The following is an 18567-nucleotide window of genomic DNA, read 5'->3' as shown; positions in this document are numbered from 1 at the left end:
AGTTACGTGATGATCCTTAGATGTCCTTTTCGAATTTATTCTCTAAGCTGAAGACATAACTATAGGAAAAACTAATCACTATTGATTTCTATGAGAAAAGCCCGTGTTTATGATCCACGGGCTCAACCTTATTTCAAATCCATTGGGTTATATAAAGTCACATCCGGATTCTTATCCTGGAACCAACGTAATGCAAACTCATTTTCAAACAAAAATGCATATTTATCATAACGGTCTTTGACCAGTATGCTTCTAGAACTGTGCAGATTTTCATCGAGTTTTTCATCTTCTGCCCAACGGGTGATTTTGCTACCCATACGCTCCATCATTACCTCAACATTGTATTCGTTTCTCATTCTGTGTTCGAATACTTCAAATTGAAGTTGACCAACGGCACCTAGAAGATATTCTTCCATACGGACCGTTTTGAAGAGCTGAATCGCTCCTTCTTGGACCAGTTGATTAATACCTTTATGAAAATGTTTCTGCTTCATAACATTTTTAGCCGTTACCCGCATGAAAAGCTCAGGGGTAAACTGAGGTAAACGTTCAAACTGATACATATCTTTACTTGTCGTAATCGTATCACCAATTTGATAGTTCCCAGTGTCATACAGACCAATGATATCTCCGCTCACGGCTTCATTCACGGTGTTCCGGTCATCCGCCATGAATTGGGTAGAAGACGAAAGATTGATTGGTTTGCCCGTTCTGCTCAAGTTTACATTCATTCCACGCTCGAATTTTCCTGAACAAATGCGGAGGAAAGCAATCCGGTCACGGTGTTTCGGATTCATGTTCGCTTGAATCTTGAAAATGAATCCGGAAAATTCTTCACTGACAGGATTCACTTCACCTGAAGTGGTCATACGAGCTTGTGGCTCAGGTGCAAACTGGAGATAAGCATCTAAAAATGTTTGGACACCGAACGCCGTTAACGCACTACCGAAAAATACTGGACTTAGTTGACCATTAGCAATTCTCTCTTCCGAGAACTGGTTTCCGGCTTCCGTCAACAGCATAATTTCTTCTAATGTTTGCTCATATAACGGTGATTCCTTCAATATATGATCTCCATCAAGTTCACCTTCGTCATTCAAAGTAAGGTAACGTTCCGGTCCTTCCGTCTTAAATTGTTCGATGCGGTTATTGAATCGATCGTATATACCTACGAAATCTTTTCCCATCCCGATCGGCCAGTTCATTGGATACGTTTCAATACCAAGCACTTCCTCAAGTTCAGCAAGCAATTCAAGTGGCATTTTCCCTTGACGGTCCATTTTATTAATGAAGGTAAAAATCGGAATGCCTCTCATCCGACATACTTTGAATAATTTAACCGTTTGATCTTCAATCCCTTTTGCCGAATCGATAATCATTACGGCACTATCTACAGCCATCAGTGTGCGGTATGTGTCTTCACTGAAATCTTGGTGACCTGGTGTATCCAGGATATTCACACGGAAATCGTCATAATCAAATTGCATGACCGAAGATGTAACGGAGATTCCCCGCTGCTTTTCAATCTCCATCCAGTCACTCGTTGCATACTTTCCTGTTTTTCTAGCCTTAACTGTTCCGGCATCACGAATCGCGCCACCAAACAGTAGTAGTTTCTCTGTTAATGTAGTTTTCCCGGCATCCGGGTGGGAAATTATTGCAAAAGTCCGTCTTGAATGGACCTCATCTTTTAAAGTAGGCATAATATGTTCCTTTCATTATTGGAATTGTCACATAGCATGTATAGAGAACCTAATCGTTTTTTTCACATTGGAATGTCAACCTTTCCTAGTATGCAAAAGTCTTGAACATACACAATATATGTACGAAAAATATATCATAAGGCTTATACCTTCGCTACTCCGGTATCCATTTCAATCAACCTTACTATTTTAACACGATATGAACGAAAGATGTAGAGGTGAATGAATCCAAGAAATGAAAGGAGTAATAAAAAACAAAAGACGCTGTATCAGCGTCTTCTCCCCTGGTGCTTATAATGTGATGTTGAGTCTGCTAGTTACTTATCCTACCAGCCTTCATGGCTTTTTGATTACGCTTTTTTTTCCAACGTTTCTTGACTTCTTTAAAGATTAAAGGAGCGGCAAAAATGACTGCTCGTTTTAGGAGTTTTTTCATGATTCATCATCCTTTCTTTCCTTTTCTATACCCAAAATATCGTTTAGGAAAACTTTAGATCGCCCCACATCATTCTTTTAATGTCAGCTTAAGTAAATCGATTCTCACCTTTGCTTCCTTCATCATTGATTTCAGTTTTGCTTCATTTGCCTCTTCTTTTTGAAGCTCAGCCTCTATCATTTTCAGCTCATTTTCTACCGCCGCATACTCCTCATTCGCTATCCCTACTTTATCATGCAATTGTTTCCAACGTTTCATGACTGCCTGATTTTCATTCTGCCATTTCGAACGATTTTGGCTCGTGAACGCCACATCCATTTTGTTTGACAAACTCTCCATTTCTTCAAGAGGATACGTGGCTCCCTCTACTGATGCGTGGGTCGCCTGCTTCGAAGTGATGCCCTCATCCGCAGTTGAAGAATGAGTAGAACCTTCTTCATCTTTACAACCCGCCATGAAAACCGCCATGATGACTAGTAGATAATAAACTTGACTGATTTTCATCTCATCTCCCCCCTTTTACATATTTTTTCCTTAAAGTAAGAATAACTTACGTAAACCGTTCAATAAAAATATAAATGGAAGTAGCAATTGGGCATCATCCCGTTGATTTTTATGCAATTTCCTTGTTTTGCAACTCATTTCTTAATTGTTTTCTTGCCCTATACAGATTGATTTTAACCGTCGCCTGCTTAATGTTGAGCACCATGGCGATTTCACGTTCTTTTAACCCGCCATTCACCTTAAGCAATAGTATTTCCCGCTGTTTATGGGATAATTTAAATAAGACGTGGATGATGTCTTCTTTTAATGTCCATAAATCCATGGCATCTTCTACCTCATTTTGACTACAGGGCTGACTTTCCAACCAATCCATCATTTCCTGCTGAATCAAATGGCTTCCCCGTTTTTGCTTACGCGAAAAATCAATGGCCGTCCTCGTGGCGATGCAGGCTAACCATGCCCCCATTTTTCTGTCATCCTTGATCGTATCACGTTTAGTATAGGCTTTTATATAGGTTTCCTGAGTAATATCTTCGGCGAGATATGGACATTTGATGATGGATAAAGCAATGTAATAGATTCGCTTATAAAATGAATGATAAACCCTGGTGAAACCTTCAGCTTCATTACAATGTCCTTTCTTCAAATTCATCCTCCCTTTCTATTCATTCAAAGTGGTTTAAAATAAAATCGGGAACATGGTCACCAGAAAAAGTCCTTATCTCAAAATCTCGGCTATCCTTATAATAAAAAACAGCTGTATACTTTCCTTCCCCATAATCCAATTGACTGTTTTCGATGGCCATCTCTATTTCATCAGGCTGATCAATCTTCAACAGAATCGACTGCTTTTCCACTATTTGTTCAATTTCTTCTTCGGACGTACTATATAAATTAAAATCGGTCTTCGTTACAAGAATATGAGAGATATCATTTGCCGTTAATCTTGCCTCTTCAGCTTGTCCCGTTTGTTCCATCCAATTTGTGAAGGCAGGATAAGAAGAGTTCCAATTCATATAGATGGTCTTGTTATTTTCGAGAAGAACTTCAATGTATGCATATTCTCCCCAGGTCTTCGTCATTTGGGCGAGTGTCTGGTTATTCAGGTCTTCCGATAACGCCTGAACCGCTTCCGCAAGCTGCTGTTTATCAGTAATGATTACGGACTTATCCATTTCTCCGGTGGCATTGATTTTCATTTTGGAAACTTCTTCAACCGGTACATGCAACAGCTCATTCACTGTTTGTTTATATTCGCTAGATTCATAGATTTTGGCTAAAAGCGGCATATACGACTCATAATTTTGCAAATGGTACTCCCTCGCTAAATGTCTTCCATTTTCAAGTTCGTATATAAGAAACACGGAGTTTTCAGGATTAGGATCTGCGACGCTCTCCATCTTACCCTTTTCAAGAATCTGCTGATGTAACAAACGTACAGCTGAGATATTTTCTTTTTCTTTTAGATAGATTGAACTCCCTGAATCCTCATCTTCATAATATATAGGTGAATGGTTCCCTATATATATTTGGTTGATCATCTTTTTATCAGGCACCTTTGACTCATACGAAAGCGGATCTAACTTTAGAAGGATGGAAAGAGCGATGACACTCACCATAAAGGTGATGTACCCTTTAAAAGAAAACCGGACCCGCCAAGTCTTTTGCAAGACGAGATCGCCTAAATAATAGCCAATTATGGATCCAATCACATAGCCGAACACGACCCATTCGATTTTCCCGGTTGTTTGACTAAAATAAAAGCCGGAAAAAAGCATCATGCTTATCGTTAAACCATATTTAAATACCGGTTTAATCAAGGGGAACACAAAGGCTTGCGATACATGCTCCAGCTTTCTCCGTTTATAGAGAACCAATGAAAGCCATAGAAATAGGCAGGAGACCAGTGCATAGATTAGTAGCTGAAAGGAGAAAACATTCATTTTTTCCATTTCAGTTGCCGCCAATATAGGGGACATGCTATTCATGTTGGCACTTAAGTAGTATTCGGCAAAAAAACCAACCATCAAAAACTTCACATTCGCCGCTAGTAAGATAAATAGCCCAGCTGGCAACCCAAGCGTTATATAGGTAAGTAAGCCCTGTAGAGCCGATAATCCCGTCACCATTCCAATTAAGACAGCTACAGAGAAAATCACTGTCTCCATGACAAAAGTAATGCCCATCCACGACCAAATATCTGTCAGGCTATACAATTTTTCAACATCTAAGGCTGAGTGGAATAAATACAAGATGAGGCCTGTAAGCAAAATGGGGACAATGATAAAGGAAATCCCCATCCCTATCATATGAACGTATATACTTCTCCTAGTGATCGGTAAACTATGTATAAAATCCGAAGCCTGTTTTACTTGTAAAAATCGAAATAGGAAAATGGCGAGCAATACCGGAATGCTTATGACTAGGACGAATTGAATCATCCCCTGACTGGAAAATAAATTTACAAAGTTCATATATTCACTATTATTATTGAGAATAATCGTTAATATTTCCAAAGGCAGTGCAAAAATGAGGCCGATAAAATAAAGAAACCCAATCCATCCGGTACTTCTAAAAATATAAAATACCAGTTCTTTATTAAACGAGACTATTTTGAATGGCATAGCCGATGTCCCCCATTTCATATATGAAGATTTCTTCCAAAGTGAGGGGCAGGATATCGAATATATCAGGTTGAAACTGGCTGAAATGAGTCTTGATATCAGATTCTTTTCCTTTTAAGATGCAGACGATGACGCTGCCCCTCCTTTCCTTATTCAGGATTTGCATGCCACGGTAAATGCCATATGGAATTTTATTTTTAAAGGCTATTTGAACTTTATGTACATCCGCTTTCAAATCATCCAAATCCTTCTGGATGATGAGCTCCCCTTGATGCAATATCCCCACATGATCTGCTAAATCTTCAATTTCCCGAAGGTTATGGGATGAAATCAAGATCGTCATTTCTCGTTCGGATACATCCTGAATCAGCAACTGTTTCACATTTTTGCGCATGACCGGATCAAGCCCATCAAAGGGTTCATCGAGTATTAAAACTTCTGGCATCGTTGAAAGGGCCAGCCAAAAAGCAACCTGCCTCTGCATTCCCTTAGACAGCTTGTGAATTTTATATTGAAAGGGAATCGCAAACACTTCCTGCAATTGATAAAAACGTTCTTGATTCCATTCACTATAAACATGACTATAAAAACCTGCCATTTGCATGATGGAATAGTTAGCCAAGAAGTAAGGCATATCAGGAAGGAAGAAACATCGATTTTTCACTACCCGGTTTTCAAATACTGGGGATTCATCGATAAGAACTTCACCGCTATCCTGGATCAAATTTCCTGATAGCATTTTCAAAAGGGTCGTCTTTCCTGCCCCGTTCGATCCCAACAATCCAAAAATAGATCCTCTTTGTATATCCAAACTTACGTCTTTGATCGCTACTTTTCCTTCATATAACTTACTAACACGCTTGATTTCTATCATGTTTCCCCCCCCTTTGCTATCGAACTTATATCCTTGACCAACCTATAAATTTCTTTTTTTTCGATACCAATATACAGGGCTTCCGCTAACACCCTAGTAAGCTCCGACCTTATCTTCTCTTCCTTTAATGAATTCTTCAATTCCCCGGGGGGTAAAACGAAATTACCTTTTCCTGGTATCGTATATATAAACCCTTCCGCTTCAAGCTGCCTATAAGCTTTTTGAATCGTATTAGGGTTAATGGTCAGTTCCTGAGCCAATATTCTAACGGAAGGCAGCTGGTCATGTTCTTTTAGTACGTCACTGATTATAAGCTCTTTGAATTTTTCCATTAATTGTTCATAAATGGGTCTTCTACTTTGTACGTCCAACTCAAACATCATCAGCCCCCTCACTGTAATAAGTGTACTACTTGGCTTAATACAGTTATTATAAAACAACTTATTCCAATTTCATACATTTTTTAAATAAATTATAAATAGATGACCAACTCTCTTTCTTTTGTTTAACAAGTCCAATTAATGGGAACCTATATAATATAACTAAATCAAAAGGAGTTGTTTTTTTGAAACCATTATATACAACTGCAGTTACCGTACACGGTGGACGTGAAGGCCATGTAAAATCGGAGGACGGCATCCTCGATTTTGATGTAAGGTCACCGAAAGAATTAGGTGGTTCTGGTGAAAAGGCAACAAACCCGGAACAGTTATTTGCCGCAGGGTATGCCGCTTGTTTTGGCAGTGCATTGAACCTTGTACTTAGTAAGGAAAAAAAGAAAGTGGATACATCCGTGACTGCGAATGTCACAATCGGGAAAGATGAGACAGATGGCGGTTTCAAATTGGCCGTTAGATTAGATGTTTCCATCCCAGACCTGAGCAAAGAAGAAGCTGAAGGATTTGTAAAGAAAGCACACGCAACTTGCCCTTACTCCAAGGCAACCCGCGGGAATATAGACGTTACACCAATCATCGTATAATGAAAAAGGAATGGATGCAGCTTCTAAAGCTGCATCCATTCTTTCTTTTATTGTCTGTTATATACAAGACGCCAAGCTCCTTCAATCCTCCTTATCTCTCTCATATAGACGTTTTGACAACGTTCTTTTATTTCTTTTAAATGAGGGTAGATATCTAATAACCCATAAATATAATCAAGGAGTGTGCAAATTGAAAGAGTTATTCCTTATAGTCTTTATCATCTTATTCATCCTGCTCATTTTTTCCTTTAACAGAAGGAAAAGGGTGGTTCCCATTCTCTCAAATCAACATACACCACTAAAGATTGGACATCGCGGGGCATCGGGATATTGTCCTGAGAATACAATGGCATCCTATTATAAAGCAATAGAGATGGGCGTGGATGTTCTGGAAGTAGATATCCATCTTACTAAAGATGGGGAACTTATGGTGCATCATGATCCAACTCTCGAGAGGACGACTAACGGTAAGGGAAATCTCAGGGACTATACAGCCGCAGAGTTACTAGAATTGGATGCCGGGAGCTGGTTTCACCCTGATTTTAAAAATGAAAAGATTCCCTTGCTTAGCGAGGTTTTGGAAACTTTTTCGTCTTATGAGATTGGACTATTAATAGAAATTAAACACCCCTCCCTTTACCCCGGTATCGAGAGAAAACTGGCAGAAGAACTCTTGAAAAGTCCGCTTAATTCAAACGTTGAAAATAAAATCATGGTTCATTCTTTTGATATGAACTCCATGAAAACTTTTCACGAACTCTTACCCAAAATTCCAGTCGGCGTACTAATCAATCGGCGAATTTCGGATCAAAAACTAAAAGAGATTTCAGAATTTGCAACTTTTGCGAATCCAAAACAAACGTTGTTAAACCCGAATCTTAAAACACGAATTCAGAGTCACGGAATGAAAGTATTTACTTGGACAGTCAACAATAAAAAACAGATGCAGTCTCTAAAGAAAATGAACTTGGATGGAATCATTTCGGATTTTCCCGACTTTTTTTGAAAGAGAGATAACATTGGATCCCCCAAAAAAACAATCCGCTTTTGCGGATTGTTTTTTTTCAATAGCATTGAAAAGATTGAATTTCATCTTCATCGGTACCATAGTAGGCCCATCGTTTTTGATTGGGTCTCCAGCGGTAACCTGCTACGGTATTCCGACCAACATACGTAGGATAAAGCCAAAATGAGCGGCCATTCCTTAACCAAATATACGTATTTTTATATAAACACCCTCTCATTGCCCCAGCTTCAATTCCGAAAAAACCTACATTTGGAAATTGGGGGATGAATGACGGCGGAGGTACAGTAGGTGGTCCTCCTCCTTGAGGGGGCCTTGGTGGCGGACCACCTTGAGGCGGCTTAGGCGGTGGTGGACCGCCTTGAGGTGGTCGTGGTGGTGGTCCACCTTGAGGCGGTCGTGGTGGTGGCGGCTGCCGCTCTCCAAAATTCAGATAGTCAGATTGATTGGGCTCCACTGGAAAACCATTATCCACATATGTGTTAAATGGATTAAGATAGAACTGACTATCAAAATAATTGATGTGCGAATTTAATGGATCGTATAGATTCATCCTTTTTTCACCTCGTTATAAACTTCCCTCTATTCATATGTAGGCTGCAGACCATCCGTGACATGGCTGACTGATATAATTAAAATGATTTTCATTCAGCGTACCCATGAAAAACTAAAATATCCCTCTATTTTCTTTTTAAAAAACATATGATTTTTTCGCATTCTATAACTTGAATCTGGTATAGTGTTCTTACAGATATTAGAATGCGTTTTATACAGCAACTATCCTTATCTAAGAAAAAGAAGGGATTACTATGTGGGAGTTATTATTAGAATTTGATTATCAAACCATCCGCCATGCACTATGGGCAGGGTACTTATTGACCTTCGTCTTCCCTTTTGCGGCGTTTTACTTTATTAATAAAAATCAGACACTCTTAAATGATAAATATCAAGCTTCACTTCACTCAAGCCCTGGTAAATCTCTTGTTTATACAGGTAGCGTTTTTCATCCACTAGGAATACGACGCTTTATCACTTATATTCGCCAAAAGGACTCTCCAGATGATTCTGAAGAGCCAAGCCTCCTTCTCATTGTTTAACCATTAACAATTTGAGGAGGAATATATTTTGAAGAAGAAAAATGTACTATTAATTGGAACACTCTTTCTAATGATCGGCCTTTTATCAGGATGTTCAGCAGCTACTAGCGGACCCTTTCATACTGTAGTAGTCAATCCGATGAACACATTGCTTGAATTTAATGCGGATTTTTTTAACGGGAATTATGGGATAGGCATCATCATGATGACTGTCATCATTCGTCTCATTCTGTTACCATTGAATATCAAGCAATATAAAACACAACGCAACATGAAGACGAAAATGAATGGACTCAAGCCAGAAATGACTGCCATTCAGCAGAAGATTAAAGAAACGAAAGATCCGGCCAAACAGAAGGAACTTCAGCAGGAAATGATGAAACTCTATCAAAAACATGGTGTCAATCCTTTAAATATGGGTTGCCTGCCCCTTTTGATCCAGATGCCGATTCTAATGGGTGTGTATTATGCGATTCAAGGATCTCATGAAATTGCTACCCATAACTTCCTTTGGTTCAGCCTTGGGGAGCCTAACATCGCCATGGCACTCATTGCCGGAGTCATTTACTATTTCCAATCTGTGATTTCCATGAGGCAAATGCCGGAAGATCAACAGAAACAAATGAAGATAATGAGTTTGGTCTCACCTGCCATGATCTTGTTCATTTCATTCTCCGCCCCTGCTGCTTTGCCACTATATTGGTCAGTAGGCGGATTATTCATGATTGTACAGACCATTGTACTTCAACGTGTTTATAACAACGAAAAGACAAATGTGCCTGCCGTCAATGAAACCAACGCAAAAAAAAGCTAACCCTATTACTATACCCTGTAGTTCAGACTTTTTAGGAGTCTGAACTACAGGTTTTTTTATAGGATAAAGGGTAAAAGGCCAAAGAAGATGACCTTTATGTAAGGATCATCTTCCTAAAGCCGCTATTTACCTATTTTCCATTCATTTTCTTAAGCAATGCATTTTTTGTAATGGTTTCGAAAAACCGCTCTACATAATTAAAATCGGTGTAAAAAAACAATAGAAGGTCCCCAGGTTGGGATAATTCCCAAGCTTTTAAAAACGCATCCATTTCATTTGGAACAATGACTGCCTGTTCACCGGTCAAACCTCTTTTAAACGCTGCTTCCTGAATCAGTTCAGCTACTTCTAAAGGGTTTCTGCCTCGCAAATCATCGTCCTCTTTAATAATGAACAAATCCGTCTGTACAGCCACGATATTTGCCAGGCTAATGATTTCTTCATTTATTCGATCGCCTGGTCCCGCCAAAACAGTAATGAGTCGATTTCTATGATACGCACTAACGGTATCGAAAATGGCTTTTAGTCCTGCTGCATTATGAGCATAGTCAATGAGAATGGTCCTTTCATTGACCTTTTTCAAGTTAAATCTTCCTTTGGATAGATTTCCATCTGGCATGAATGTCATAGCCTTCTTTCGTAATTCATCGATAGAAATGCCTTGTGTCGAGGCTGCCGCTAAAGCTTGGAGCAAATTGGATACGTTATGGCGGGCCTTACCCTTAATCGTGATGGGTACTTCCTCACATTCCATGAAACGTTTTACTCCTCCGTTTTCCGCATAATTGATTATTCCTTGTTCATCCACAAACCAAGCCCTTTTTCTTTCTTTAATCGCTGCCATTATGACGGGATGATTGGCTTGAGTAGAGGTATAAATCACTTCCCCGTCTGTATATTCGTTCATGGCCACTACATGAGGGTCATCCGCGTTCAACACACAATATCCATTTTCGAGAACAACCTCCGCTACCAGTCGCTTTAATTTAACTAGGTCCTCCAGCGTTTCAATTCCATCACGACCAAGATGATCCTCACTCACATTGGTAATAACCCCTACGTCGCACCTACGAAAAGCAAGCCCTTCCCTTAAAATCCCACCTCTTGCTGTCTCCAATACGGCTGTATCTACTTCTGGATGGGATAAGACCATTCTTGCACTTATTGGCCCACTGCAATCCCCTTGATCGAGAACCTCTTGTCCCACATATACCCCGTCGGAATTCGTCATTCCGACTTTATTCCGATCATTAGAAAGAAAATAATGTATCATTCTGGTCGTTGTGGTTTTTCCGTTTGTCCCCGTTACTGCGATAATCGGGATGGCCGCTTCTTCTCGGCTAGGAAATAGATAATCGACAATTGCCTTGCCCACATCTCTTTTTTTGCCTTCACTTGGATAATGATGCATCCGAATCCCCGGTGCTGCATTCACTTCTATGATGGCCATTTTTGTGTAATCGAATGGTTTCGAAATGTCTTGGCAAATAAAGTCTATGCCCGCTACATCCAGATTAATCGCATTTGCAGCACCTATAGCCACTTTCCTTATAGTCGGGTGAACCTGTTCCGTTACATCGATTGCCTTCCCTCCAGTTGAAAGGTTTGCATTTCCGACCACTTGGATTACCTCGCCTTTTTTCGGAATGCTCCCCAGGTTCCTGTTCTGTTTTTCCAAATAACACGTTACCGTATGTGTAAGGGGGATTTTGGACATCGGTTTTTCATGGCCCTCTCCCCTCAACGGATTCTGGTTTTCCTTCTCTATCAAGTTGCGTATAGTCTCCCTCCCATTCCCGATGACGTAAGGTGGTAGCCGGAGACTAGCGGCAGCAAGCTTTCCATCTACGACTAATAAGCGATAATCATGTCCTTCAAAATGGCGTTCCACAATATACTTCTGTACGTGGGATTCCAAGCAATGAGCGACATTAAATAATTCATCTTTATTTTTAATATGAGTAATGACCCCTTGGCCCTGCCGTCCGTTAAAAGGTTTAAGGACGAGTGGAAAACCAAGTCTATCCGCTGAATCAAATATTTCCTCAATCGAATGCGCGACTTCGCCTTCCGGTACGGGAAGGCCACAGCCTTTCAGAATTTCCTTCGTCATCGATTTATCACAGGCATTCTCTACGGCTATATTGGAAGTCTGGCTTGTAATCGTCGCCTGGACAAACTTCTGCCTAGAACCAGTCCCTATCCGGACCAAGCTATTTTCCCCAATTCGCTCCACAGGGATATTCCTCGCATGTGCCGCCTGGTAAATGGCCTCTGTACTAGGTCCCAATTTATGTTGGTAATATAAATTGGCTATTTGCTCCACATAGGATTGAACATTGATATTCTTTTCACGTTTTAAAATGGCTTCCACGATTTCTTTGCTGGAGAGGAATGCCTGAAATCCCGACTTAGGCTCCTTATAATCGTAGGTAACGGAATAAACCCCAGGATCTTTCATCATAATCGTTTTCCCACGAACAACGTCTATACCAGCCATATTTTGCAGTTCAATCGCCATATGCTCCAATACATGTCCCATCCATGTACCACGGTTCAACCTCTCAGCAAAACCACCCTCGTATCCATGAGAACATGTATGCTTGCCCAGGTCGGGGAGCACCTCCAACAGCCTTTCATTAAAGCCAGGAATCGAATCAGATGGCCTTTCCTCCAGTTCCTCCAAGTCCAATTCAATGCAAATGGTTGGTTTATATGCGAAAAAGTTAGGTCCTTTTAAATAGCGGACTCGATTGATTTTCATGATTGAATCCTCTTCTCCAGCGACAATTTTCTTGTCTTCAAGTCAAATTGATACCCTCTAGTTAAAGCATGTAGACGAAAACCTGAAAGTGTCAGTTCTTCGCTTCCGTTTTCAGCAATCGTAATATTGATATAGTCACTACTACTTCCATCAAGCACCAGAACTTGATTTATTCCATACACTTCAAATTTCCCATCGCTTACTACTATCGCTGTATTTTCATCTATACCAATACCCATGATTTCTTCATTTTCAGCTATCGCACTTAATAACCGATCGAACCGGCCGCGTTGTGAAAAATGCTGGTCAATCAGGAGTCCATCCAAAAATCCGAATCCCTTCCCTATTTCCACCTTCAATTTTTCATCATCCAATTTCATATCTGCGGCAACAATCATTCGCTTCCCCATAATCGAGGCACCCGCGCTTGTCCCGGCCACAACCATTCCATCATGCCAGGACTTCGAAAGAGTCTGATGCAATCGGGAATCACGGATCAGCTCGGACAATCGACTTTGATTCCCCCCTGTTATGAATACAGCCGAAAAAGAGGCCAATTGTTCACAAATGGCCGGATCCTCTGCATCTCTTTTCGAATTCACCTCGAGAACTTCCACTCGATTTACACCAAGCTCTTTAAAGATGCGGATGTATTCTTTACTAACCTCATCGGGAATTTCGCTAGCAGTCGGTAGGATCCCGATTCCACCTGGTTTTCTCGTTGCAAGCTCCACGAATTTATTCAAAACTTCACCTTCTAGGCATTTATCTTCCGCCCCGCCGATGATCAGTAATTCTCCACAATTCATTTGCTTGTACTCACCTTCACCTATAGATTTAAAAACAAGAATTTGCTTTTTCCATAAACACGTAATCAATAGTATGGTACTTTAGCATAAATTCCATTCATCCAAATAATAAAAACTGTGCAAATCCGTTTAAGTTATAGGCATAAGAGGAAGAGTAATAAAGAGAAAAATAAAAGGAGTGGTGAAGATGAGTCAAGATCAATTAAAAGAAAAAATATTGAATGTGATCAAGGAAAGCAAAATCGGAGTCCTATCAACAGTAGAAAATAACAAGCCCTATTCGCGCTACATGACATTCTTCAACGAGGAATTAACCTTTTATACACCAACAAGCGTAAAGACTGAAAAAATAGATGAAATAGAAAAGAACCCACATGTTCATGTCTTGTTTGGCTATGACAATGAAGGCCTTGGCGATTCATACATTGAAATTTCAGGAACATCGAAAATCAATGATACCGCCGAATTGAAGAAAAAATTATGGAATAAATCCTTTGAACAATGGTTTGAAGGGCCAGAAGATCCAAACTACGTATTATTACAGATCAAACCCGATTCTATTCGACTTATGAATAATAACGGTGAGCCACCAGAAGAACTAAACCTTTAAGTAACCAATTGACCGATAAACATCGTAATTTGACCGATATATTGATAAATGGACCGATATATCTTCAAGTTTGACTGATAAACGAATGGAATCGACCGATAAATAAAAACACCCTCGCTTAAGCGAGGGTGTTTTTATGTGATCAGACAAGCTCAGATTGTAAATAGTGTGCAACTAGGTTCGCTGTATGCTTCAAAGATGAGAGATGCGTTCTCTCAAATGCATGCGATGCATCAATCCCTGGTCCGATCAAGCCATGAACCACATCGAATCCTGCACGGATTGCTGCTGAGGCATCAGAACCATAGTACGGGTAAATATCGACGCGATAATCGATGTCATTCGCCTTGGCAAGTGAAACCAGATGCTGGCGTAACTTATAATGGTACGGACCGGAAGAATCTTTAGCACAAATGGAAACACTATATTCATCCGTCGTTTGCCCTTCCCCGATTGCGCCCATATCGACAGCTAAGTATTCAACCGTCTTATCAGGAATATTGGAATTACCGCCATATCCGATTTCTTCATTATTTGAAATCAGGAAATGCGTCGTATATGCCAATTCGATTTTCCCCGCTTGAATCTGCTCAATAATATGAAGCAAAATGCCAACACTTGCTTTGTCATCCAAATGTCTAGACTTCAAGAAACCAGTCTTCGTTTCCTCGATCCTTGGTGCGAATGAAACAAAGTCACCAACGGATATGCCCACGGCCTCTGTTTCCTCTTTTGATTTGACGACTGCATCGATACGAACCTCGATTGTCTCTTCATCACGCTTAGCGTCCCCAGCATTTTTATACACATGTACGGATGTTTGGTTAATCAATATCGTGCCTGTGACAATATCTCCACTTGCGGTATGGATTTCACAGTATTCTCCTTCAACGGAATTCCACCGAAACCCGCCAATCATCGTCAACTTCAGCCGGCCATTTGGCTTAATTTCCTTAACCATGGCTCCCAATGTATCCACATGGGCCGTCAGCAATCGATGACAGCTATCATCTTTACCTTTTAAAGTGGCAAGCAATGCCCCCTTGTTCGTGATTTGGTAGGGTACTTGCTTACTTTCCATGAAGGCTGCTGTATACTTAATGGCCTGTTCCGTATAACCGGATGGACTGGGAATGGATACTAACTCTTTTATGTACGAAACGATTTCTTTTTCATTAACTTGATTCATCAATGACACTCCCTTCTTCTTATATAAAAGTATATCTCTTTCAGTGATCAAAGAACATATTAAAAGCCATATAAAAAGACCGTCATATGACGGTCCCATACAACCGAAATTCCTTAATCCAGGTAACGTCATTAAACTTGCGAACCATGATTACTTTAACTGTCTTTGTTTATTGGACATTTCCTTCATAAATTCCAAGAAGGCAATTCTCTTTTCATCAGGATAGGCTACGATGTCTGTAATGATTTCCTCTTCAAGTGGCTTTAATAGACGACCAACCGATTCCGTAAACAATATTTCAAGTTCCCGCTTTGTTTCATTTGGATTTCTCACTTCCATCACTATCACCCTTCCAAATACTTACAATTCATATATAACCTTAATTCACCATCTTAAAACCAAAGAATCGGCTGCCAATGGAGGCAGCCGACTTTCTACATTATTTTTTAGCTGATTCTTCTGTCACACCTACATCAAACCATTGATATTGGCGACCTGCAGTATAATCATAACCAGTCACACGTTCATTGACCCCTGTCATTGTATATCGGAATAGAGTTGGGATAAGAGGCACTTCATCATGGATCAATTGTTGCCACTCGTTATAGACATCGACACGGTATTGATCGTCGAACGCTTCCTCCGAAATTCCTTTTGCCAATAGTTCATCATTCTTATCATTCACCCAGCGAGTATAATTGAATTGTGCTTGTCTTGACCAGATTCCAGATGGATCTGGATCGGAAGCCACACCCCAAGCTGCTTGGAAAATATCTACCTTATCGCTATCTTTTTTCAACAAATCATAAAATGAATTGAACTCATGAAGACGTCCATCTAACATTTGTACATCCAGCCCGACTTCCTGCCATTGCTGGATATAATATTTCGTAAGCGGTTCGGCAATATCTCCACCACTCATGGATGCAAAATTAATTTTGAACTCCTTGCCATCCGGATCTTCGCGAAGGCCATCGTCATTCGTATCTTTATATCCTGCTTCATCCAATAATTTTTTCGCTTTTTCTGGATCATATTCATATGGCTTTATATCTTTATTGTTATATTTAAAGGTTGGCGTAATAACCGAGTTGGCAGGGAAACGAAGTCCTTTATACATCTTCTCGCCGACCTGTTCGTTGTTGATGGAATAGGCCATCGCCTGGCGAAGTCGTTTATCTTGGAATTTCGGGTTATCCATCACGTTTTCGCCTTTTTTCTTATCATAGTGCCCTAAATTAAAACCGATGTACGTATAAGCCAAATCGACTTTCCCTAAAATCTCGATGTTTTCCAACTTATCGGCTTGATCATAATAATCCGCTGAAACTTCTGCTACATCAACATCCCCGTTTTCCAATGATTTTACAACAACGGATGGGTTGATGACTTTCAAGGTGACGCTGTCCAACTTAGGAGCTCCGCGATAGTAATCTTTATTCGCTTCGAATTCGACCGCTTCACCTTGAACGATTTTCTTCACTTTGAATGGTCCGAAACCTATTGGGTTTTTACGGATTTTATCGGAAGACTCCAAATCACCAATCGCAACATCTTTTAAGTATTCCTTGTGAAGCGGATATGTCCATAGTCCTGTCTTAACCGAAGGATTCGCTTTCTTAAAGGTGAAGCTGATTTTCTTTCCGTCTACCTTGATTCCGGAAATACTGTCTGCCTTACCTTCATGATACTCTTCCATCCCTTCAATCAATGCCATTTGTTCATCATAACGGACTCCCTTGTACTCTTTGCTTCCCATTACGAGATAAGCATATTCCAAGTCGGCCCCCGTTACAGGTTTACCGTCATGCCAATTAACATTGTCTTTGATGGTAAGTGAGACCGTTTTATTATCTTCTGATATTTCATAGGTAGCTGCGCCTTCATTTGTAAATACCCAATCTTCATCGGTATCCAATAAATCTTCATCAAAGAACGTAATAACTTGATTATCCGGATCACCTTGGTAGAAGACTTTATTTAAGATTCCTTCAAATGGCGTATCAGATACCAAACCGTAAGTAAGGTGACCGCCTTCGATTGGTTTCCCTTTATTTGATGTAACCGCCGGGAATTTCGATGCATCCACTTGTTCAACAGCTTTTCCCTTTTTCTCCTTAGTCGACGTATCATCTGAACATGCAGCAAGAAGTAGCGACGATATGGCCAATGCACTTAATACTTTGCTATAATTTTTAATTTTCATGACATACACTCCCCTTTTTTATCCTCTTCTTTGTCTTGCGTCAGCAGCACGTTTCAATGCTTGACCAACAAAATTTATACTCAGCATCAACACTAGAATCATGAGTGATGCGGGTATCCATATCCACCATTTGTTTTCTAAAACATCTGGGTTTCGAGCATAACTTATGAGCGTACCTAAACTCGGTGTGCTCTCTGGAAGACCGAATCCTAAAAAGGTCAAGCTGGATTCTAGGCCAATATTGCCTGCAAGATTCAAAATGAAGTTTACGATGATCAGAGAACTTATATTTGGAAGCACCTGGAAAATAATGATTTTCCAATGTGGAGTACCAAGTGTTTGTGACGCATGAACATAATCCAATTCTCGCTCAGATAATACCTTCGAACGAATGAGCCTTGCCTTACCGGTCCATAAAAACAGCGTCATGATCAAAATGAAAACCGGGACATTAAAAGTAGGCACAATCGTAACGAAAACAATGATGAACATTAACTGTGGCAGCGCAATGACAAAATCTATAATACGCATGATTACATTATCGGTAGCACCGCCAAAATAACCAGCAAGAAGCCCAAAAGTCAATCCGATGATAGCCGTGAATAAAGTAATAAATAAACTAATCGTGAATGAATTCCTTGTACCGATGATGAGTTGTCCAAATACATCCCGTCCACCATAGTCAGTTCCAAGCCAATAGTCCGAAGATGGCTCCATATAGATGGATAGGAAATCGACTTTAGCGATTTCCTTGGCATCCATGAAGAAAGATGCGCCATAAACGAAAAGCAAGATGGCTGCCAGTAGAATCAATGAGCCCATTGCCATTTTATCTTTCTTAATTTCCTGCCAAATGATTTTCATTCCCGAAGGACTCACTTCTTGAATTTGTATGTTATTTCCAGTTTGCACTTTCATTTCCATTAGACTC

18 protein-coding genes are annotated in these 18567 nt (G+C 40.1%); 5 read left to right on the top strand and 13 right to left on the bottom strand.

From position 1 onward, the window contains the following. Positions 1 to 128 precede the first annotated feature (128 nt). The 7 genes from ACIQXR_RS09135 to ACIQXR_RS09105 all read right to left on the bottom strand — a co-directional run bounded on the left by ACIQXR_RS09135 (position 129) and on the right by ACIQXR_RS09105 (position 6521). Positions 129 to 1703 (bottom strand): peptide chain release factor 3, encoded by a 1575-nt coding sequence (locus tag ACIQXR_RS09135; RefSeq protein WP_402867924.1) that lies wholly within the window; start codon positions 1701 to 1703, stop codon positions 129 to 131. 313 nt (positions 1704 to 2016) lie between these two features. Next, positions 2017 to 2139: a hypothetical protein gene (locus tag ACIQXR_RS09130; protein WP_402867923.1), complete on the bottom strand. Its 123-nt coding sequence runs from the start codon at positions 2137 to 2139 to the stop codon at positions 2017 to 2019. A 69-nt stretch (positions 2140 to 2208) separates the two neighbouring features. Then, on the bottom strand, positions 2209 to 2643 hold the full coding sequence (locus tag ACIQXR_RS09125) for a hypothetical protein (protein ID WP_402867922.1): 435 nt from the start codon (positions 2641 to 2643) through the stop codon (positions 2209 to 2211). A gap of 109 nt (positions 2644 to 2752) precedes the next feature. Continuing rightward, positions 2753 to 3289 (bottom strand): RNA polymerase sigma factor, encoded by a 537-nt coding sequence (locus ACIQXR_RS09120; protein ID WP_402867921.1) that lies wholly within the window; start codon positions 3287 to 3289, stop codon positions 2753 to 2755. Positions 3290 to 3308: 19 nt separating this feature from the next. Next, a complete protein-coding gene (locus tag ACIQXR_RS09115) occupies positions 3309 to 5267 on the bottom strand; it encodes a DUF6449 domain-containing protein (protein ID WP_402867920.1) in 1959 nt (652 codons plus the stop codon). Further along, complete coding sequence (locus tag ACIQXR_RS09110) at positions 5242 to 6141, bottom strand: ABC transporter ATP-binding protein (RefSeq protein WP_402867919.1); 900 nt, start codon at positions 6139 to 6141, stop codon at positions 5242 to 5244. Before ACIQXR_RS09110 ends, ACIQXR_RS09115 begins: the two co-directional genes overlap by 26 nt. Further along, positions 6138 to 6521 carry a GntR family transcriptional regulator gene (locus ACIQXR_RS09105; RefSeq protein WP_402867918.1) on the bottom strand — a complete coding sequence of 128 codons (384 nt, stop codon included), beginning with the start codon at positions 6519 to 6521 and terminating at the stop codon, positions 6138 to 6140. Before ACIQXR_RS09105 ends, ACIQXR_RS09110 begins: the two co-directional genes overlap by 4 nt. A 185-nt stretch (positions 6522 to 6706) precedes the next feature. On the opposite strand from ACIQXR_RS09105, the gene ACIQXR_RS09100 reads away from it, so the two are divergent. The 4 genes from ACIQXR_RS09100 to yidC all read left to right on the top strand — a co-directional run bounded on the left by ACIQXR_RS09100 (position 6707) and on the right by yidC (position 10058). Then, positions 6707 to 7123 (top strand): organic hydroperoxide resistance protein, encoded by a 417-nt coding sequence (locus ACIQXR_RS09100; RefSeq protein ID WP_402867917.1) that lies wholly within the window; start codon positions 6707 to 6709, stop codon positions 7121 to 7123. Positions 7124 to 7313: 190 nt separating this feature from the next. Next, complete coding sequence (locus ACIQXR_RS09095; protein ID WP_402867916.1) at positions 7314 to 8129, top strand: glycerophosphodiester phosphodiesterase; 816 nt, start codon at positions 7314 to 7316, stop codon at positions 8127 to 8129. An 827-nt stretch (positions 8130 to 8956) separates the two neighbouring features. Further along, positions 8957 to 9244 (top strand): hypothetical protein, encoded by a 288-nt coding sequence (locus ACIQXR_RS09090; protein ID WP_402867914.1) that lies wholly within the window; start codon positions 8957 to 8959, stop codon positions 9242 to 9244. 28 nt (positions 9245 to 9272) lie between these two features. Continuing rightward, a complete protein-coding gene (gene yidC, locus ACIQXR_RS09085) occupies positions 9273 to 10058 on the top strand; it encodes a membrane protein insertase YidC (RefSeq protein WP_402867913.1) in 786 nt (261 codons plus the stop codon). Positions 10059 to 10188: 130 nt separating this feature from the next. On the opposite strand, the gene cphA is transcribed toward yidC, so the two are convergent. After that, on the bottom strand, positions 10189 to 12822 hold the full coding sequence (cphA, locus tag ACIQXR_RS09080; protein ID WP_402867912.1) for a cyanophycin synthetase: 2634 nt from the start codon (positions 12820 to 12822) through the stop codon (positions 10189 to 10191). After that, a complete protein-coding gene (locus ACIQXR_RS09075; protein WP_402867911.1) occupies positions 12819 to 13631 on the bottom strand; it encodes a cyanophycinase in 813 nt (270 codons plus the stop codon). The genes cphA and ACIQXR_RS09075 overlap by 4 nt, the downstream gene beginning before the upstream one ends. A gap of 187 nt (positions 13632 to 13818) precedes the next feature. Here ACIQXR_RS09075 and ACIQXR_RS09070 point away from each other — a divergent pair, with 187 nt between their 5' ends. Further along, entirely contained in the window at positions 13819 to 14241 is a 423-nt protein-coding gene (locus tag ACIQXR_RS09070; protein WP_402867910.1) for a pyridoxamine 5'-phosphate oxidase family protein, read from the top strand. Positions 14242 to 14383: 142 nt separating this feature from the next. On the opposite strand, the gene ACIQXR_RS09065 is transcribed toward ACIQXR_RS09070, so the two are convergent. The 4 genes from ACIQXR_RS09065 to ACIQXR_RS09050 form a co-directional block, all read right to left on the bottom strand. Then, the gene (locus ACIQXR_RS09065) at positions 14384 to 15430 is read right to left on the bottom strand and encodes a M42 family metallopeptidase (RefSeq protein ID WP_402867909.1); all 1047 of its coding nucleotides are present in this window, start codon (positions 15428 to 15430) and stop codon (positions 14384 to 14386) included. A 150-nt stretch (positions 15431 to 15580) separates the two neighbouring features. Beyond that, entirely contained in the window at positions 15581 to 15772 is a 192-nt protein-coding gene (locus tag ACIQXR_RS09060) for a hypothetical protein (protein ID WP_402867908.1), read from the bottom strand. A 97-nt stretch (positions 15773 to 15869) separates the two neighbouring features. Further along, positions 15870 to 17636 (bottom strand): oligopeptide ABC transporter substrate-binding protein, encoded by a 1767-nt coding sequence (gene opp4A / locus ACIQXR_RS09055; protein WP_402867907.1) that lies wholly within the window; start codon positions 17634 to 17636, stop codon positions 15870 to 15872. An 18-nt stretch (positions 17637 to 17654) separates the two neighbouring features. Beyond that, complete coding sequence (locus ACIQXR_RS09050; protein ID WP_402867906.1) at positions 17655 to 18560, bottom strand: ABC transporter permease; 906 nt, start codon at positions 18558 to 18560, stop codon at positions 17655 to 17657. Positions 18561 to 18567: the final 7 nt, after the last annotated feature.

This window comes from Peribacillus sp. NPDC097224, from assembly GCF_044761985.1.
Lineage (GTDB): Bacteria > Bacillota > Bacilli > Bacillales > DSM-1321 > Peribacillus.
This window is presented reverse-complemented; position numbering and strand designations above follow the sequence as displayed.

Excerpts from the sequence above, each read along its gene's own strand:
- ACIQXR_RS09110 (WP_402867919.1), bottom strand. The coding sequence starts at position 6,141 with ATGATAGAAATCAAGCGTGTTAGTAAGTTATATGAAGGAAAAGTAGCG.
- ACIQXR_RS09050 (WP_402867906.1), bottom strand. The coding sequence starts at position 18,560 with ATGGAAATGAAAGTGCAAACTGGAAATAACATACAAATTCAAGAAGTG.
- ACIQXR_RS09130 (WP_402867923.1), bottom strand. The coding sequence starts at position 2,139 with ATGAAAAAACTCCTAAAACGAGCAGTCATTTTTGCCGCTCCTTTAATC.
- ACIQXR_RS09070 (WP_402867910.1), top strand. The coding sequence starts at position 13,819 with ATGAGTCAAGATCAATTAAAAGAAAAAATATTGAATGTGATCAAGGAA.
- cphA (WP_402867912.1), bottom strand. The coding sequence starts at position 12,822 with ATGAAAATCAATCGAGTCCGCTATTTAAAAGGACCTAACTTTTTCGCA.
- ACIQXR_RS09135 (WP_402867924.1), bottom strand. The coding sequence starts at position 1,703 with ATGCCTACTTTAAAAGATGAGGTCCATTCAAGACGGACTTTTGCAATA.
- ACIQXR_RS09075 (WP_402867911.1), bottom strand. The coding sequence starts at position 13,631 with ATGAATTGTGGAGAATTACTGATCATCGGCGGGGCGGAAGATAAATGC.
- ACIQXR_RS09115 (WP_402867920.1), bottom strand. The coding sequence starts at position 5,267 with ATGCCATTCAAAATAGTCTCGTTTAATAAAGAACTGGTATTTTATATT.
- ACIQXR_RS09125 (WP_402867922.1), bottom strand. The coding sequence starts at position 2,643 with ATGAAAATCAGTCAAGTTTATTATCTACTAGTCATCATGGCGGTTTTC.
- ACIQXR_RS09090 (WP_402867914.1), top strand. The coding sequence starts at position 8,957 with ATGTGGGAGTTATTATTAGAATTTGATTATCAAACCATCCGCCATGCA.
- opp4A (WP_402867907.1), bottom strand. The coding sequence starts at position 17,636 with ATGAAAATTAAAAATTATAGCAAAGTATTAAGTGCATTGGCCATATCG.
- ACIQXR_RS09065 (WP_402867909.1), bottom strand. The coding sequence starts at position 15,430 with ATGAATCAAGTTAATGAAAAAGAAATCGTTTCGTACATAAAAGAGTTA.
- ACIQXR_RS09105 (WP_402867918.1), bottom strand. The coding sequence starts at position 6,521 with ATGTTTGAGTTGGACGTACAAAGTAGAAGACCCATTTATGAACAATTA.